The organism is Lachnoclostridium sp. An181 (genome assembly GCF_002160325.1).
Classification (GTDB): Bacteria; Bacillota; Clostridia; order Lachnospirales; family Lachnospiraceae; genus An181.
The window spans coordinates 215,419-232,339 of the sequence record NZ_NFKJ01000003.1 but is presented as its reverse complement, the minus strand read 5'-3'; the positions used below and the strand labels follow the sequence as shown (position 1 = coordinate 232,339).

The window sequence follows — 16,921 nt, the reverse complement described above, 5'->3', positions numbered from 1 at the left end:
ATGAAAGGGTGGATGTATGGAGTATGTTATTGTTGTGCCGGTACTGATCGCATTTGGTTTGAGTGTCATCATGGGACCGATTGTCATACCGTTTTTAAGAAAACTGAAGATGAGACAGACAGAGCGCACTGACGGCGTGAAATCCCATTTGAAAAAAGCAGGAACGCCCACCATGGGCGGAGTGATCATTCTGGCCAGCATTGTGGTGACCTCCCTGTTTTACGTGGGCAGCTATCCCAAGATCATCCCGGTTCTGTTTTTGACACTGGGATTTGGTCTGATCGGATTCCTTGATGACTATCTGAAAGTTGTGATGAAACGTTCCGATGGATTGTATCCAGGGCAGAAGATGGCACTGCAGATACTGGTCACAGCTGTCTTTGCATTCTACCTGATTCGTTTTACAGATGTGCCGCTCACACTCCTCATCCCTTTTTCCGGCGGAAGGTATTTGGATACCGGCTATCTTGCCCTGCCGCTTATGTTTTTTGTTGTGATCGGAACTGTAAACGGAGTCAATTTTACGGACGGGCTGGACGGTCTTGCAGCCAGTGTGACGGTGCTTGTTGCCACGTTTTTTACGGTTGTGGCTGTTGGAACGAGAAGTGGGATTGAGCCGGTCACCTGTGCGGTTGTGGGGGCTTTGCTTGGGTTTCTTTTGTTCAATGTGTATCCGGCGAGCATTTTTATGGGGGACACAGGTTCATTGGCTCTTGGCGGATTTGTGGCATCCACCGCATATATGCTGCAGATGCCGTTTTTTATCGTGATTGTCGGAGCTATCTATCTGATTGAAGTGTTGTCTGTAATGATACAGGTTACATATTTCAAGAAGACAGGTGGGAAGAGAATTTTTAAGATGGCTCCGATTCATCATCATTTTGAGTTATGCGGCTGGTCAGAGACACGGGTGGTAGCGGTATTTTCGATTATAACGGCAATCCTTTGTCTGATTGCCCTTTTGGCACTTTAGGAGGAAGAGAATGGATATAAAAGAAAAAAAAGTACTTGTATTTGGTTCCGGGATCAGTGGGATCGGTGCATGTAAGTTACTGGAAAAAAAAGGAGCACAGGTCATTTTATATGATGGAAATGATAAGATTGACAGAAAAAAGACGCAGATGCAGCTTGGAGCAAAGAGCTGCACAAAAATTGTCCTGGGGGAGTTTCCAAAGGAGCTTTTAAAGGAGCTTGATATGGTTGTTTTAAGTCCGGGAGTTCCGACGGATCTTCCTCTCGTGGAAGAGATAAAAGCAGCAGGGATTTTTGTCTGCGGTGAGATTGAACTTGCTTATTGCTGTGGGAAGGGAGATGTCCTGGCGATTACGGGGACAAATGGAAAGACAACGACCACCACACTTCTTGGAGAGATCATGAAACATGCAAGGTCAAGCGTATTTGTTGTAGGGAATATAGGAACACCGTATACATCGGTCGTGGAGGAGCTTTGCGACGACAGCGTGACAGTTGCCGAGATCAGCAGTTTTCAGCTGGAGACGATCTCTGCATTTCGGCCAAAGGTGAGCGCAATATTGAATATCACACCGGATCATTTAAACCGTCACCATACAATGGAAGCCTATATCCGGGCAAAAGAACGGATTGCCGAAAATCAGACACCGGATGATGTCTGTGTGCTGAATTACGAAGACGAGGTGCTGCGCGAGTTTGGCAGACAACTTAGGACAAAGGTCATCTATTTCAGCAGTCAGAGAAAACTGGAAAGAGGAATATATTTGGATGACGGAAATATGATTTATAAAGGTGAGAAAGAAGTCTGCCTTTGCAATGTAAAGGATTTGAAACTTCTAGGCATGCATAACTATGAAAATGTGATGGCGGCATCTGTGATGGCTTTGGAGTATGGGGTGTCCGAGGAAATTGTACGGGATACGATCCGTGCATTTCAGGGAGTGGAGCACAGGATTGAGTTTGTATGTGAAAAGGATGGTGTAGCATATTACAATGATTCCAAAGGCACGAATCCGGACGCAGCGATCAGGGGCATCCGCGCCATGAACCGGCCTACATATTTGATCGGCGGCGGTTATGATAAGGACTCAGAGTATGACGAATGGATCGAGGCGTTTGACGGGAAGGTAAAAAAACTTGTCCTTATCGGAGCCACAAAGGAGAAAATAGCAAAGACAGCTTATGAACATGGATTCCATGAAGTTGTCCTTGCAGACACATTTGAGGAGGCTGTACAAATCTGCCATGACCTTGCCGGGAAAGGGGATGCGGTCCTGCTCTCTCCTGCCTGTGCAAGTTGGGGGATGTTTAAAAATTATGAAGAACGCGGAGATAAATTCAAAGAACTTGTAAAACAATTTTAAGGGGTTGAGTATGTGCCGCGTCCAAATAAAAAGAGACAATGGGATTATGGTCTTATCTGTATTGTGTTTATATTGGTCGGAATCGGGCTTTTGATCTTGTACAGTACAAGCGCATATAACGGAGAAGTCAAATTCCATGATTCTTTTTACTATCTGAAAAAGCAGGCATTTGCCACAGCGCTGGGCATTGCGGGAATGTTTTTTACGGCAAAGATGGATTACCATATTTTTCAAAAATTTGCAGTGTGGGGATATCTGGCGGCACTTGGGCTGTCAACCGCAGTGCTTTTTATCGGGGATGAATACAATGGCTCTAAAAGATGGCTTTCTTTTGGGCCATTCTCTTTTCAGCCCTCTGAGTATGCAAAACTTGCAGTCATTTTATTTCTGGCATCATTTGTATCAAAACATGTGAAAAAAATGGGAAAGATGGGGATGCTGCTGAAAGTGATGCTGACCATTCTGCCCATTGTGGCGCTGGTGGGGACCAACAACTTAAGTACCGCGATCATCATCCTCGGTATTGCAGTTGTACTTGTATTTGTTGCAAGTCCTAAATATGCTCAGTTTATCTGGATGGGCAGCTTAGGCATTGGTTTTATGGCGATCTTCCTTGGACTTGAGAGCTACCGGCTTGAAAGACTGGCTATATGGAGAAATCCGGAGGCGTACGAAAAAGGGTATCAGACACTGCAGGGGCTTTATGCCATTGGCTCAGGAGGTCTGTTTGGGAGAGGGCTTGGAAAGAGCGTACAGAAATTAGGGTTTGTTCCTGAGGCGCAGAATGATATGATCTTTTCCATCATCTGTGAGGAACTTGGGCTTGTGGGGGCTGCGTTCATCATTGTCCTGTTTCTTATCCTGATATGGCGTTTTTTTGTGATCGCCACACATGCGAAGGATCTTTTCGGCGCACTGATCGCCACGGGAGCGATGGCGCATATAATGATCCAGGTCATATTGAACATTGCTGTGGTGACAAATTCCATTCCCAATACCGGGATCACACTCCCCTTTATCAGCTACGGCGGGACTTCGGTAGTATTCCTTTTGGCGGAAATGGGGCTTGTGCTAAGTGTGTCGGGTCTGATAGAATAGACACTACCATAGAAAGAAAAGGAGGTACACATGGAGAAAATAAAAAGAAGGACAAAAGAAAAGAGGGCACAGCGGCTCTATGCGCTGACGGTCATCATTCTTGGGATTGCGATTTTTGTGATGGGATTCATTGTACTTTTCCACATTCAGAAAATAGAAATCAAGGGAACAGAATACGCCTCCAAAACAGAGATCGTAAAATGGATGCAGGACGGAAATTTTACGTCAAATTCTCTCTACGTGCTTATGCAGAATAAACTGGGATACAAAGAGCCTTTGGGATTTATGGAAGAAGTAAAGGTGAGCATGAAAAATCCATGGACCCTCAAGGTGACAGTCAAAGAAAAAGAGATGGTGGGCTGTTTTGTGAGTAAAGATGGGTATAATTATATTGACGGCCAAGGTGTGGTCGTGAAAAAGGATACGGTTTCCAGGCAGGCGATTCCGGTTGTGGAAGGACTTGAGATGGAAGAGCCAATATTATATGAGACGATCCGGGCAAAAGATGAGCGGGCAAAAGACATAATTTTGGATGCTCTAAGGTATGCAAAAGATGAAGAATTGGCACCGGACCGCATTGTATCGAATGACAATGGACTCACAATGGTGTTTGGAAGAGTGTATGTGAATTTAGGGATAGGGAACCTGGAAAACAAAATTCTTCAGATATCTCCTATACTGGAAAAACTAAGCGGCCAGGAGGGGACGTTGCATCTGGAATACTTTTCTGATGAAAGCACAAAAATCAGTTTTAAAAAGGGAGAAATTCCGGAAAATGGGCAGTAGAATTAGGAAAAATTCTATTGATTATTTAGAAAAAATCCGATATTATATTACTATATGGCAGAAAACCTATTGACATCCCAGAGGGAAGTATACGATAAACAGGGAAACAAAGGAGGAAAAACTCTTGTTAGAAATTAAAACAAACGAATCAGAGGCAGCAGCAAAAATTATTGTAATCGGCGTAGGCGGCGGCGGAAACAACGCTGTGAACAGAATGATTGACGAGCAGATCGCGGGAGTAGAGTTCATCGCGATCAATACAGATAAACAGGCATTGCAGTTGTGTAAAGCACCGACTCTGATGCAGATTGGGGACAAGCTTACAAAGGGCCTTGGAGCGGGGGCAAAACCTGAGGTTGGAGAAAAAGCGGCGGAAGAGAGCGCAGAAGAGATTGCATCTGCATTAAAAGGTGCGGATATGGTATTTGTCACATGCGGTATGGGAGGCGGAACAGGTACCGGAGCGACTCCTGTTGTTGCAAAGATCGCAAAAGAGCAGGGAGCTTTGACTGTAGGCGTTGTGACAAAACCGTTCCGTTTTGAATCCAAGACACGTATGCAGAACGCACTTGGTGGAATTGAAAAACTTAAAGAAAACGTAGATACACTGATTGTAATTCCAAACGATAAACTTCTGGAGATTGTGGACAGAAGAACAACTATGCCGGAGGCTTTGAAAAAAGCGGACGAGGTATTGCAGCAGGGTATTCAGGGAATTACAGACCTGATCAATGTGCCTTCTCTGATCAACCTTGATTTTGCGGATATCCAGACAGTCATGATCGACAAGGGAATCGCTCACATTGGAATCGGATACGGAAAGGGAGATGACAAAGCGCTTGACGCTGTCAGAGCAGCAGTTTCCAGTCCGCTTCTCGAGACAACAATTGCGGGCGCATCCCATGTCATCATCAATATATCCGGTGACATTACTCTTATGGATGCGAGCGATGCAGCTGAGTTTGTGCAGGATTTGGCAGGCGAGGATGCCAATATTATCTTTGGTGCAATGTACGATGATTCCAGGCCGGATGAGGCAACGATCACTGTTATTGCCACAGGATTACATAATGTAGAGGGAACAGCCTCAAAATTGAAATCCAGACTGGAGGGAACAGGAAAATCTTCCGTTCTTCCAGAAAATAATATGCGCGGTTTTCAGTCCCAGCAGACGACAACCCGTTCTATGGAAGACTTGGCAGGAAGAAGAACGCAGAATTCCGCTCCTGCATACAGAAACACTTCCTCTTCATCCGCAGCACCGGCAGGAAGAGTGAAAGAACAGTCTATCAAGATTCCGGATTTCTTTAGAAAATAAATACAGCATTATTATGGAGGGCAGATGCCCTCCATTTTTGTCGAAAGAAAAGCATGTCTATCATCTACTATCTGACAAATTTTTGAAACCCATTTCCCTATAATAAATTTTGCTTGAGTACCAAATCGATTTAGTATCAAAAGAGAAAGAAGGCAGAGCATGTATTATGAAGTATACATCGATGTCCTCTTCCTGATAAATTTTATGATGGATTATTTTCTGCTAGGAATTATAAAAAAAGTGCTCCGGTGTTCTGCCACACACTGGAGAATTTTTCTTGGAGCAGTTTTGGGAGCGGCACTCATGTGTTTGGTGTTTCTCCTGCAGGTCCATCCGTACATAAAATTGTTCTTATATCATATGGTAGCAAATACCGCAATGTTGTTGGTGGGACTTCATATAAAGAGTATAAAATCTTTTTTTGAGTCCTTTGTGCTTTTGTATACGGGAAGTTTTTTGATGGGGGGAATACTTGAAATCTTCCAGCCGTATACAAGGATAGCCGGACTTTTTGTCCTCTTGGCAGCAGTCAGCTATGAGGTGATCTGGAAGATTTTTGAATGGATAAAAAAATTGTACAGAATCAACGAATATTACTGCAAGGCTACACTGTATTGGAATGGAAAGAAATGTCATGTAAGAGCAGTGATCGATACAGGAAACCATTTAAGGGAGCCGTCCGGCGGCAAACCGGTCCATGTGATTGATAAGAGCGTATTTTTGAGGGCGTTTGAAAAAGAAAAGGTGAAAAACCTTCAATATGTGTGTTATCACTCTATCGGGAAGAAGGAGGATTTCATGCCAGTGATTCGTATTGACAGGATTTGTCTTCACAGAGAATCGGACTGCTGGCTTGAAACGCCGTATCTGGCAATTGGAAATGAAGAAATTACACTTACAGGGAAGTATGAAATGATTATCAACCCTGCGGCATTATAGGAGGGAATAGAATGGTTTTGAAAGTAGCTGTACCACATCAGTTTAAATTTAAAGTATATCCGGATTTGAAGACATTGTTTTTTCCGGAAAAGAAAGATATACACTACATAGGCGGCTCAGAAGTGCTGCCGGCACCGCTGGAAACAGAGGAGGAGGCGAGGGTCATAAACGGACTTGCAACGGAAAGTGCGGAGGAGTCAAGAAAGTTGTTGATCGAACATAATCTAAGGCTGGTCGTCTACATTGCAAAAAAATTTGACAACACAGGCGTTGGGGTGGAAGATTTGATCTCCATCGGGACCATAGGGCTGATCAAAGCTATCAACACGTTCAAACCAGATAAAAATATCAAGCTAGCCACCTATGCATCCAGGTGTATTGAGAATGAGATTTTGATGTATCTTCGCAGAACAAGCAAGACGAAGATGGAAGTGTCCATCAATGAGCCGTTAAATGTGGACTGGGATGGAAATGAGCTGCTGCTCTCTGATATCCTCGGCACAGAGGAGGATACGATTTCCAAAGATCTGGAGTCTGAGGTGGAGCGAAAGATTTTGAGCAAAGCCATTGCCTCCCTCTCAAACAGGGAGAGAATGATCGTGACTATGCGATTTGGACTGGATTCTGTGGATGATAAGGAAAAAACGCAGAAAGAGGTAGCGGAACTTCTAGGAATCTCCCAGTCTTATATTTCGAGGCTTGAAAAGAAGATCATGATCAGGCTGAAAAAAGAGATGAGCAGATATGTTTAAATTTGTATTAAGTTTATAAAAAAATCCCGCAACATATACTAAAACCAGGGCAGGAGTGTTACAATAAAACAAAAAGGAGGCTGGCGTTATGAAACTTACTTTTATTGGAGCCGCTCATGAAGTAACAGGCAGTTGCCATCTTTTGGAGGCGAACGGAAAGCATATTCTGATCGACTGCGGAATGGAGCAAGGGCCGGATCTTTATGAGAATCAGAAATTACCTGTAGCGCCAAAGGAAGTGGACTGCATTTTGCTGACTCATGCGCATATTGATCATTCAGGATTGATCCCTCTGATGTACAGGAATGGATTTTCAGGTCAGATTGTCTCCACATTTGCCACCTCTGATCTGTGCAGTATCATGTTGCGGGACAGTGCACATATCCAGGAATTTGAGGCGGAATGGAGAAACAGAAAAGCCAGGCGTTCAGGGGAGGCATTCTACGAGCCATTGTATACAATGCAGGATGCGCTGGGGGCTATTGACTTATTTGTCCCATGCGGGTATAATCAAAAAATTGATTTGTATGATGGAATCCAGGTGAGGTTTTCGGATATCGGACACCTTCTTGGGTCTGCAAGTATTGAAGTATGGATTTGTGAAAATGGCGTAAACAAAAAAATTGTTTTTTCCGGGGACGTGGGAAATAAAAACCAGCCGATCATCAAGGATCCTTCTCCGGTGAGGGATGCAGATTATGTGGTGATCGAGTCTACATACGGAAACCGGCTGCACGGGGATGAGCGGCCGGACTATATTGGAGAGTTTACTAGAATTTTAGAGGAAACATTTGACAAGGGCGGAAATCTTGTCATCCCGTCGTTTGCAGTCGGAAGGACACAGGAGCTTTTATATTTTATCCGTGAGATAAAGGAGAAGAAACTTCTGCCCCGGTATGAAGGATTTGAGGTGTATGTGGACAGTCCGCTTGCAATAGAGGCCACTACCATGTTTACCAAAAATATGAAGAGTTGTTTTGACAGCGAGGCTCTCGCCCTTGTGGAACAGGGCATCAATCCACTTGTCTTTCCGGGGCTCAAGACTACGATCACAAGTGATGAGTCAAAGATGATCAATCTGGATGAAAAGCCAAAAGTCATCATTTCAGCGTCCGGTATGTGTGAGGCAGGACGCATCAGGCATCATTTGAAACATAATCTGTGGAGGCCGGAGTGTACGGTGCTCTTTGTCGGATATCAGGCAGCGGGAACGCTTGGAAGAAGACTCCTTGAAGGGGTCTCGAGCGTGAAACTGTTCGGGGAGAACATTGAGGTGCTGGCAAGGATAGAGTCTTTAAAGGGAATCAGCGGGCATGCTGACAAAAAAGGACTGCTGGAATGGCTTCAGGCGTTTGAGAAAAGACCAGAGCATGTGTTTGTAGTGCACGGGGAGGATACTGTCACGGAAGAATTTGCAAGGGAAGTGGAGGATATATTCGGAATCCCCGCATTTGCCCCGTTTTCCGGCGGGTGCGTAGACCTTGCGGAAAATGAGATTTTGAGTCAGGGAGTGAGGATTCCGAAGAAATCACTGGAGAAACCGTCCACGCAGAGAGCGCGCACTGCGTTTGAGCGTGTGGTGGCTGCTGCCAGGAGACTACAGAACGTGGTTCTCAAAAACGAGGGGATTGCGAATAAAGATCTGGCAAAGCTGGAATCGCAGATCCAGAACCTGGCCGATAAGTGGGACAGATAAATTTGGCATAAAAACTTACAAAGGAGAAATTGCATGGCGGGTATGAGCCGAAAGGAACGAAAAGAATACGAGGAATTGAAAAAACGCAAGAAACGTCAGATGGAACGAAGGGAGCAGTATGCCAGAAGGAACGTCTACGACGAGGATTTCGGGGACATATACTGCGAGGAGCCGGTCAGGCGTGTGCGAAGACCGGAGGATTTGGACGGCCGATATGAAAGGGACAGAAAACACTACAGAGAGCCCAAGGCAGGAAGAAAAAAGAAGAGAAAGCAGCGGGGAAAGACTACGGCCCTTATTCAGGCCTGTACCTCCATCGCGTTCATCGGATTTGCGCTGTATCTGGGGATGATTCCATGGCTGTACTTGGGCATCATTGTAGCGGTTCTTGTCCTTCTTCTCTATCTTTTTTTGAAGATGCAGAATGGAAGAAAGGCAAAACCATTTGCAGGGAAATGTTTGGGTATGTTGCTTTCCATTGCCTTGGTGCTGGGCTGCTATTATATGTTTGATGTCAGACAGATGCTGGGCAAGATCAGCAGTAAGGGAGAAACGATCTCTAAGGATTCAGGGAATATTGACGTGAGCAAGGAGCCATTCAGTGTTTATATCAGCGGAATCGATGTGTACGGTGAGATCACAGCGGAGAGCAGGAGTGACGTAAATATTATTGCAACCGTAAATCCGAACACGAAGGAAGTGCTCTTGACAACCACGCCGAGAGATTATTATGTGGAGATTCCAGGCGTGAGCAATGGTTATAAAGATAAACTGACGCATGCGGGAACCTACGGTGTGGCCAGCTCTGTGGCAACGTTGGAACAGCTTTATGAAGTGGAGATTCCTTTTTATGTCAGAGTTAATTTCACTTCGCTGATAGAGATGGTGGATATTTTAGGGGGAATTGATGTAAAATCTGATCTTGCGTTTACGACCGGGCCGGAGTCCGGATGTATTGTGGAAGTAAAAGAGGGCATCAATCATTTTGACGGCAAGCAGGCACTTGCCTTTGCAAGAGAGCGTCATAGTCTGGCGGATGGAGACAACCAGAGGGGAAAGAATCAGCAGAAGATTATCGAGGCTTTGATCGATAAGGCTGCATCTCCGATCATACTTTTAAAACTGCCCCAGCTTCTCGACAAGGCCGGCGAGTATACAGACACCAATATGGCGACAAGTCAGATACAGGAGCTTGCGAGAGCCCAGCTTACAGGTCTTGGTGGCTGGAAGGTGCATTCGCTCGCAGCGGAGGGAACTGGAAAGAAGGCATACTGCTATTCCTACTCTGGCGGACCTTTGTATGTTACAGTTCCGGATGAGACTTCGGTTGCCAATATCAAAGATGCGATGAACCGGATTGAGGCAGGAGAAAAAATAGAATAACAGAAAACGCATGGACCTTGAAGAATTGTCAAGGTCCATTAATTTTTATATTTTACACTCCGTTGAATATTCAAAAGCCAGGATGCAAAAAATGGTACTAGAAGATGCGAGGAGGAATTTTGAAATGGCTTTGAATAAAGTGGAGATATGCGGAGTGAATACATCCAAGCTGCCGCTGCTGAACGACAAAGAAAAAGAGGAGCTGATTGCGAGGATCAAGGCAGGGGATGAAAAGGCAAAGGAGGAGTACATTAAGGGAAATCTAAGGCTTGTCTTAAGTGTGATCAAGCGGTTTTCCAATTCCAATGAAAATGCGGATGATCTGTTTCAAATCGGATGTGTGGGTCTTATTAAGGCGATCAACAACTTTAATCCGGATATGATGGTGAAATTTTCAACCTATGCGGTTCCGATGATCATCGGGGAGATCAAGCGGTATATGAGGGACAACAATTCTATCCGTGTAAGCCGTTCTTTAAGAGATACGGCTTACAAGGCAATCTATGCAAAAGAGGGGTACGTGCGGGAGCATTTAAAAGAACCTACAGTGCAGGAGATTGCTGATGAGATCGGGATTGCCAAAGAAGACATCGTATTTGCCCTGGATGCGATCCAGACACCGGTGAGTCTTTATGAGCCGGTGTACAATGACGGCGGGGATGCTCTGTACGTCATGGATCAGATAAGCGACAAGACAAACAAAGAAGAAAACTGGGTGGAAGATCTGGAGCTTGAGGCTGCCATGAAACGGCTTGGGGAGAGGGAAAAATATATCATTGAGCTTAGGTTCTTCCAGGGAAAGACTCAGATGGAAGTGGCGGAGGAAATCAAGATTTCGCAGGCACAGGTCAGTAGACTTGAGAAACATGCACTGGCAAAGATGAAACAGTATCTGAGTTGAAATTAGAGCAAAAGCCGCATTTTTGCAGGAGGGCTGTCCGATTGCCGGAATGCGGCACATATGATGGATGTAAAAATATGGGTTGAAATTTTAAGGGGTTCATACTATTATAGTGAAGAAGAAAATAAGGGGGAGGAAAAAGCATGTATCAGGCCTGTATTTTTGATTTGGATGGAACACTGACGGATACACTGGATTCGTTGGTATACTCGGTGAATTTAATGTTGTCTTCTCTGAACTTGCCAAAGATTTCGAGGGAGCAGTGCAGACAATTCGTGGGAAACGGGGCAAAGGTGCTTGTAGAGAAGGCACTGCGGGCATCCGGAGACGTAGATCTGAAACTGTTTGATGGAGCAATGAAAATTTATGGTGAAGTGTTTGGAGAGAACTGTACTTATCATGTCAGGCCGTACGAGGGGATTTTAAAGCTTTTAGAAGAATTAAAAAAGCGTGGTGTCAGGACTGCGGTCCTGTCAAACAAACCGCATGATCAGGCGGTGGACGTTGTACATTCCTTTTTTGAGGAAGGATGTTTTGACCTCGTTTTGGGACAATGCGAGGGAAGACCAAGGAAACCGGACCCTGCTGGGATTTATTTAGCTGCAGAGCAGCTCCTTGTTTCCCCAAAGAACTGTCTGTACATAGGGGATTCGGAAGTGGATATCAAAACAGGGATTGCGGCCGGGGTAAAGACCATTGGCGTGACCTGGGGATTCCGGGAGAGAGAGACGCTTGTCGAGGCAGGCGCAAAGTATCTGGCAGATAAGCCGGAGGATATTTTAATGTATATGGAAGAAAAGTAAAAAAGGAATGAAGGAGGGTTGTGAAAATGTATGAATATGATGAAGAGTGTCTTAGTACATTTTTAAAAAACCAATCACAGTTGTTTGACCAACCGGTGGCGGATACACCGGAAGAAGCGGAGGCATTTTTGGAAGATTGTATGGCAGTGGTTGTGGATTCGCTCAAAGAAGTAAAAGAGTATTTTGAGGAGAGCGGAGCTGATGTGGAACACATGTCTTTGGAGGAATTTGAGGAGGCATCGGAAGTGTTTGCCCTCCCAAGTGGAAAATACCTGATAGTAGAAGGTTAAAGTGGATGACAGCAAGGGTACCGCGTGCGCGGTACCCTCTATTCATGACAATAGGAAGTCTTAAATGGGACTTTCTATTGTTTTTTTGACTCTGCCTTTGAAAGGGCGTCTTCGATGGCATCCATGATGACTTGAGAGGTATAGGTGTTTTCTTCCGAATATGCGATATTTTCCACAGACTGGCTCTTTATGACCTGTTCGGCAATTTGCTCTACCGTTGGCTGGAAGAGAGGATACATGGTGGCCACAGTGTCATCCAGGTTGGAGCATCGGATGGAATTGATGTGGGAACTGTCCACAGAGACCTCTATTTCAAACTCTGTATTGTTGAGAGTGACGGTGGACGTGTACACGCCGGGCTGATATTTGGATGGAGTGGATGAAGTTTTCTGGTCTTTTGGAGAAAACATAAATACGAGAAGCAGGATTAAGAGGATCCCAAGCACAACAAAAAGAACAGTATAGATGATTTCTTTCATATGAAGAACGACGATTTTCGTTTTAGAACTCATAAAAGGCCTCCTGAATTTAAATAATATCACTGTTTGTTTATATAGTTTATGATGGGAACTGGAAATATATTCATGGTATGAAGAAGGAAAGGTGAAGCCTTTCAAAATCGATGCGTGACAAAATGGAAGAGCTTTAGTAGAATGAAAAAAGAAATTGAGGTGAAAATATGTTTATTATAGCAGGACTTGGAAATCCAACAAAGGAATATGAAAAAACGAGACATAATGTCGGTTTTGATGTCATAGATAAAATTGCAGAGAAATACGGAATCGATGTGACAGAGAAAAAGCACCGTGCGTACTGCGGGAAAGGGATGATCGCGGGGCAGAAAGTAATGCTGATAAAACCGCAGACGTATATGAATTTAAGTGGTGAAAGTATCCGAAGCGCAGTGGAATACTATAAAATTGAGCCGTGGGATGAGCTGATCGTCATTTATGATGACATTAGTCTTGATGTAGGACAGCTGAGAATCCGTAAAAAAGGCAGTGCCGGAGGGCATAATGGAGTAAAGAATATCATTGCCCAGCTGCAGACACAGGTATTTCCGAGAATCAAAATCGGCGTGGGAGAAAAACCAAAGGGATACGATCTTGCTGCTTATGTGCTGGGGCGTTTTTCCAAGACAGAGCGTGAGCGCATGGAGGAAGGATATGAAAGAGCAGTGTCCGCGGTTGAGAAGATCGTGTCAGGAGACATTGACGGCGCGATGAACGAGTTCAATAAAAAAGCAATGGGAAAGGAGTCGTAGGGCATGCAGGCTTTAATCAGTCCGCTGAAAGAACTGGCTGAATTCCAACAGATGAAGGAAGAATTGAAAAGAGGAAGTGCGTTTGTACAGGCTGCGGGCTGTGTCAATTCCCAGAAAACACACATGATGTATGCGCTCGGGGATGAAAGAAAAAAGAAACTCATCGTCTGTCCGTCTGAGACAAAGGCAAAGCAGACCTTTGAAGAATACAGGTTTTTGGATACAAACACCTGGTTTTATCCTGCAAAAGATTTTCTGTTCTATCAGGCAGATATTCGCAGCAAAGAGCTGGTAAAAGAGAGAATGGAAGTCATACGCGCTCTTTTGGAGGAGGACAGTATTGCTGTTGTCACAAGTTTTGACGGACTTTTGGATGCTCTTCTTCCTCTGGAGGAAATCCGAAAAAAGGTGTTTACAATACAGCCGGGGGATGTGTTTGAGTTTGAAAAATTAATACAGATGCTTTCCTCTCTTGGCTATGACAGGGAAGCGCAGGTGGAAGGTATCGGGCAGTTTGCGGTCAGGGGAGGGATCATTGACATTTTTCCGCTCACTGAAAATGCACCGGTGCGCATTGAAATGTGGGGGGATGAGGTGGACTCTGTCCGAAGTTTTGATCTTGAGAGCCAGCGCTCCATAGAAAATCTGGAAACCTTCACTGTGTATCCGGCCTGGGAGTTTGCAAAAGAGGATACAGAAAGGGTATCGTTTCTTAATTATTTTGAGAAGGAAAAAAGCCTGCTTTTTCTGGATGAACCTGCCAGACTTTTAGAAAACGGGGAGGCTGTGGAGGAAGAATTTTTAACTGCGCAGGCCAACCGTATGGAGAGTGGGTACGAAGTGACAGATGCAGAGGCCATACTTTTTCATACAAAGGACATTATCATGCAGATGCAGGGATATGCAGGGGTCTGTTTTACCACATTGGAGACAAAATGCAGGGATTTCCACGTGAAAAATGTGTTCAGTATCCAGGCAAAAAGCATGAATCCTTACAACAGCAGTTTTGATATTCTGACGCAGGATTTAAAAAAATTAAAAAGAAACAAAAACAGGGTTGTGCTGTTGTCCGGATCCAGGACAAGGGCAAAAAGACTTGCAGAGGATTTAAGAGATTACAATCTGAGCAGTTTTTATTCGGAGGACATGGACAGGGAAGTAAAGCCAGGAGAGATAATGGTTGCCTATGGGCATGTTGCGACCGGGTATGAATATCCGATGCTGAAATTTACAGTCATCTCCGAGACTGACATTTTCGGAAAAGTGAAAAAAAAGAAACGCCGAAAAACCTACGAAGGGAAGAAAATCCAAAGCTTTACTGAGTTAAAAGTCGGAGATTATGTGGTGCACGAACATCATGGACTTGGCATTTATCAGGGCATTGAAAAGATCGAGGTAGATAAAGTCACGAAGGACTACATGAAAATCTCCTACGCGGGGGGAGGAAACCTCTACATTCTTGCCACACAGCTGGATCTGATTCAGAAATATGCAAGCGCGGACGCAAAAAAGCCAAAACTGAACAGACTTGGCGGCCAAGAATGGGCTAAGACGAAAAAGCGGGTTCGCACAGCTGTTCGGGAAATTGCAAAAGATTTGGTAGAGCTCTACGCTGCGAGGCAGGAGCACCACGGATATCAGTACGGACCGGATACTGTCTGGCAGAGGGAGTTTGAGGAGATGTTTCCGTTTGAGGAGACAGAGGATCAGCTGCATGCGATAGAGTCTGTAAAAAGTGACATGGAGAGCGAGAAGATCATGGATCGTCTTGTGTGCGGGGACGTGGGATTCGGAAAGACAGAAGTTGCCATAAGAGCTGCGTTTAAGGCTGTACAGGAGAGCAAGCAGGTTGTCTATCTTGTGCCCACGACAATCCTGGCCCAGCAACATTACAATACATTTGTCCAGAGAATGAAAGATTTTCCGGTCCGGGTGGATCTGATGTGCAGATTCCGGACTGCGGCTCAGCAAAGAAAGACTGTGGAGGATACAAAGAAAGGGCTTGTTGACATCGTTATCGGAACGCACCGTGTGCTCAGCGATGATCTGCAGTTTAAAGATCTGGGACTTCTGATCATAGACGAGGAGCAGAGATTTGGCGTGCAGCACAAGGAAAAGATTAAAAAACTGAAGGAAAATGTGGATGTCATCACATTGACTGCGACGCCAATCCCAAGAACGCTCCATATGAGCCTCATTGGAATCCGCGACATGAGTGTGTTAGAGGAAGCACCGATGGACAGAATGCCCATTCAGACCTATGTCATGGAGTATAATGATGAGATGGTAAGGGAAGCGATCGACCGTGAGGTTGCAAGAGGCGGACAGGTCTACTATGTCTACAACAGGGTGGAGGATATTGAGGAGGTGGCAGCAAGAATCCAAAAACTGGTTCCGGACGCAGTTGTGGCGTATGCTCACGGGCAGATGAGGGAACACCAGCTGGAAAAAATCATGCTCGCGTTTATAAACAGAGAGATCGATGTGCTGGTTTCCACGACCATTATTGAGACCGGGCTTGATATCTCCAATGCCAACACCATGATCATCCATGATGCCGACAGACTTGGGCTTTCCCAGCTCTATCAGCTAAGGGGGCGTGTAGGACGATCGAACCGTATGGCTTATGCATTTCTCTTGTACCGGAGAGATAAGCTTTTAAAGGAAGTGGCAGAAAAACGTCTGTCGGCGATCCGGGAGTTCACGGACCTTGGATCCGGTTTCAAGATTGCCATGAGGGATTTGGAGATCAGGGGAGCAGGAAATCTTCTCGGCGCACAGCAGCATGGGCATATGGAAGCAGTTGGGTACGATCTGTACTGTAAAATGTTAAACGAGGCAGTTAAACACCTGAAAGGTGAGACTGATGAGGAAGAGGACTATGCCTCCACGGTGGATTTGAATATTGATGCTTACATTCCATCCTCCTATATCCCGAATGAGTATCAAAAACTGGATGTGTACAAACGGATCGCCAGTATTGAGAGTGAGGAGGAGATGGACGACATGCTCGAAGAGCTCATCGACCGTTTCGGCGATATTCCTAGAAAAGTTCATCAGCTTTTGAAGATTGCGGCGCTCAAAGCACTGGCCCACAACGTATATGTCACGGCTGTGGAGCAAAAAGGGGACAGTTTTAAATTCACGATGTACGAAAAAGCAAAAGTAGAGGCTGTGCGGATTCCTCTTCTTTTGGAACAGTATAAGGGGGCCCTGCAGTTTAAGGCGGATGCGCCTCCATACTTTCTCTATGAGAAAAAGGGAAGGAACAAAAGGGAGAAGGATGAGGACATTTTGGAAACTGTGAAAAAGGTGTTAAATGACATAAAAGGATTGATTGAGAAGTAAAAAAAAG

15 protein-coding genes are annotated in these 16,921 nt (G+C 45.0%); 14 read left to right on the top strand and 1 reads right to left on the bottom strand.

Annotated elements, in window-relative coordinates:
* The first annotated feature begins 16 nt into the window (after positions 1 to 16).
* From mraY to B5F18_RS03525, 12 genes are all read left to right on the top strand, one after another.
* Entirely contained in the window at positions 17 to 973 is a 957-nt protein-coding gene (gene mraY / locus B5F18_RS03580) for a phospho-N-acetylmuramoyl-pentapeptide-transferase (protein ID WP_087156286.1), read from the top strand.
* 10 nt (positions 974 to 983) lie between these two features.
* The gene (murD, locus tag B5F18_RS03575) at positions 984 to 2,336 is read left to right on the top strand and encodes a UDP-N-acetylmuramoyl-L-alanine--D-glutamate ligase (protein WP_087156285.1); all 1,353 of its coding nucleotides are present in this window, start codon (positions 984 to 986) and stop codon (positions 2,334 to 2,336) included.
* 12 nt (positions 2,337 to 2,348) lie between these two features.
* Positions 2,349 to 3,434, top strand: a complete 1,086-nt coding sequence (locus B5F18_RS03570; RefSeq protein WP_087156284.1) for an FtsW/RodA/SpoVE family cell cycle protein — start codon at positions 2,349 to 2,351, stop codon at positions 3,432 to 3,434.
* 30 nt (positions 3,435 to 3,464) lie between these two features.
* Complete coding sequence (locus tag B5F18_RS03565) at positions 3,465 to 4,220, top strand: cell division protein FtsQ/DivIB (protein ID WP_087156283.1); 756 nt, start codon at positions 3,465 to 3,467, stop codon at positions 4,218 to 4,220.
* Positions 4,221 to 4,344: 124 nt separating this feature from the next.
* A complete protein-coding gene (ftsZ, locus tag B5F18_RS03560; RefSeq protein ID WP_087156282.1) occupies positions 4,345 to 5,538 on the top strand; it encodes a cell division protein FtsZ in 1,194 nt (397 codons plus the stop codon).
* A 159-nt stretch (positions 5,539 to 5,697) separates the two neighbouring features.
* Entirely contained in the window at positions 5,698 to 6,477 is a 780-nt protein-coding gene (locus tag B5F18_RS03555; protein ID WP_087156281.1) for a sigma-E processing peptidase SpoIIGA, read from the top strand.
* Positions 6,478 to 6,488: 11 nt separating this feature from the next.
* Complete coding sequence (gene sigE, locus B5F18_RS03550) at positions 6,489 to 7,229, top strand: RNA polymerase sporulation sigma factor SigE (RefSeq protein ID WP_087156280.1); 741 nt, start codon at positions 6,489 to 6,491, stop codon at positions 7,227 to 7,229.
* 88 nt (positions 7,230 to 7,317) lie between these two features.
* Positions 7,318 to 8,925, top strand: a complete 1,608-nt coding sequence (locus B5F18_RS03545) for an MBL fold metallo-hydrolase RNA specificity domain-containing protein (protein WP_087156279.1) — start codon at positions 7,318 to 7,320, stop codon at positions 8,923 to 8,925.
* A 33-nt stretch (positions 8,926 to 8,958) separates the two neighbouring features.
* Positions 8,959 to 10,308: an LCP family protein gene (locus B5F18_RS03540; RefSeq protein WP_087156278.1), complete on the top strand. Its 1,350-nt coding sequence runs from the start codon at positions 8,959 to 8,961 to the stop codon at positions 10,306 to 10,308.
* A 124-nt stretch (positions 10,309 to 10,432) separates the two neighbouring features.
* Positions 10,433 to 11,209: an RNA polymerase sporulation sigma factor SigG gene (gene sigG / locus B5F18_RS03535; protein ID WP_087156277.1), complete on the top strand. Its 777-nt coding sequence runs from the start codon at positions 10,433 to 10,435 to the stop codon at positions 11,207 to 11,209.
* Between the two features lie 143 nt (positions 11,210 to 11,352).
* Positions 11,353 to 12,012 (top strand): HAD family hydrolase, encoded by a 660-nt coding sequence (locus B5F18_RS03530; RefSeq protein WP_087156276.1) that lies wholly within the window; start codon positions 11,353 to 11,355, stop codon positions 12,010 to 12,012.
* Between the two features lie 26 nt (positions 12,013 to 12,038).
* Complete coding sequence (locus tag B5F18_RS03525) at positions 12,039 to 12,302, top strand: glyoxalase (RefSeq protein WP_087156275.1); 264 nt, start codon at positions 12,039 to 12,041, stop codon at positions 12,300 to 12,302.
* Positions 12,303 to 12,376: 74 nt separating this feature from the next.
* Here the strand turns inward: B5F18_RS03525 and B5F18_RS03520 are convergent, their stop codons facing one another.
* On the bottom strand, positions 12,377 to 12,814 hold the full coding sequence (locus B5F18_RS03520) for an FMN-binding protein (RefSeq protein WP_087156274.1): 438 nt from the start codon (positions 12,812 to 12,814) through the stop codon (positions 12,377 to 12,379).
* A gap of 167 nt (positions 12,815 to 12,981) precedes the next feature.
* On the opposite strand from B5F18_RS03520, the gene pth reads away from it, so the two are divergent.
* Together pth and mfd are read left to right on the top strand one after the other, a co-directional pair.
* Entirely contained in the window at positions 12,982 to 13,566 is a 585-nt protein-coding gene (gene pth, locus B5F18_RS03515; RefSeq protein ID WP_087156273.1) for an aminoacyl-tRNA hydrolase, read from the top strand.
* Between the two features lie 3 nt (positions 13,567 to 13,569).
* The gene (gene mfd, locus B5F18_RS03510; RefSeq protein ID WP_087156272.1) at positions 13,570 to 16,914 is read left to right on the top strand and encodes a transcription-repair coupling factor; all 3,345 of its coding nucleotides are present in this window, start codon (positions 13,570 to 13,572) and stop codon (positions 16,912 to 16,914) included.
* The last annotated feature ends 7 nt before the right edge of the window (positions 16,915 to 16,921 follow it).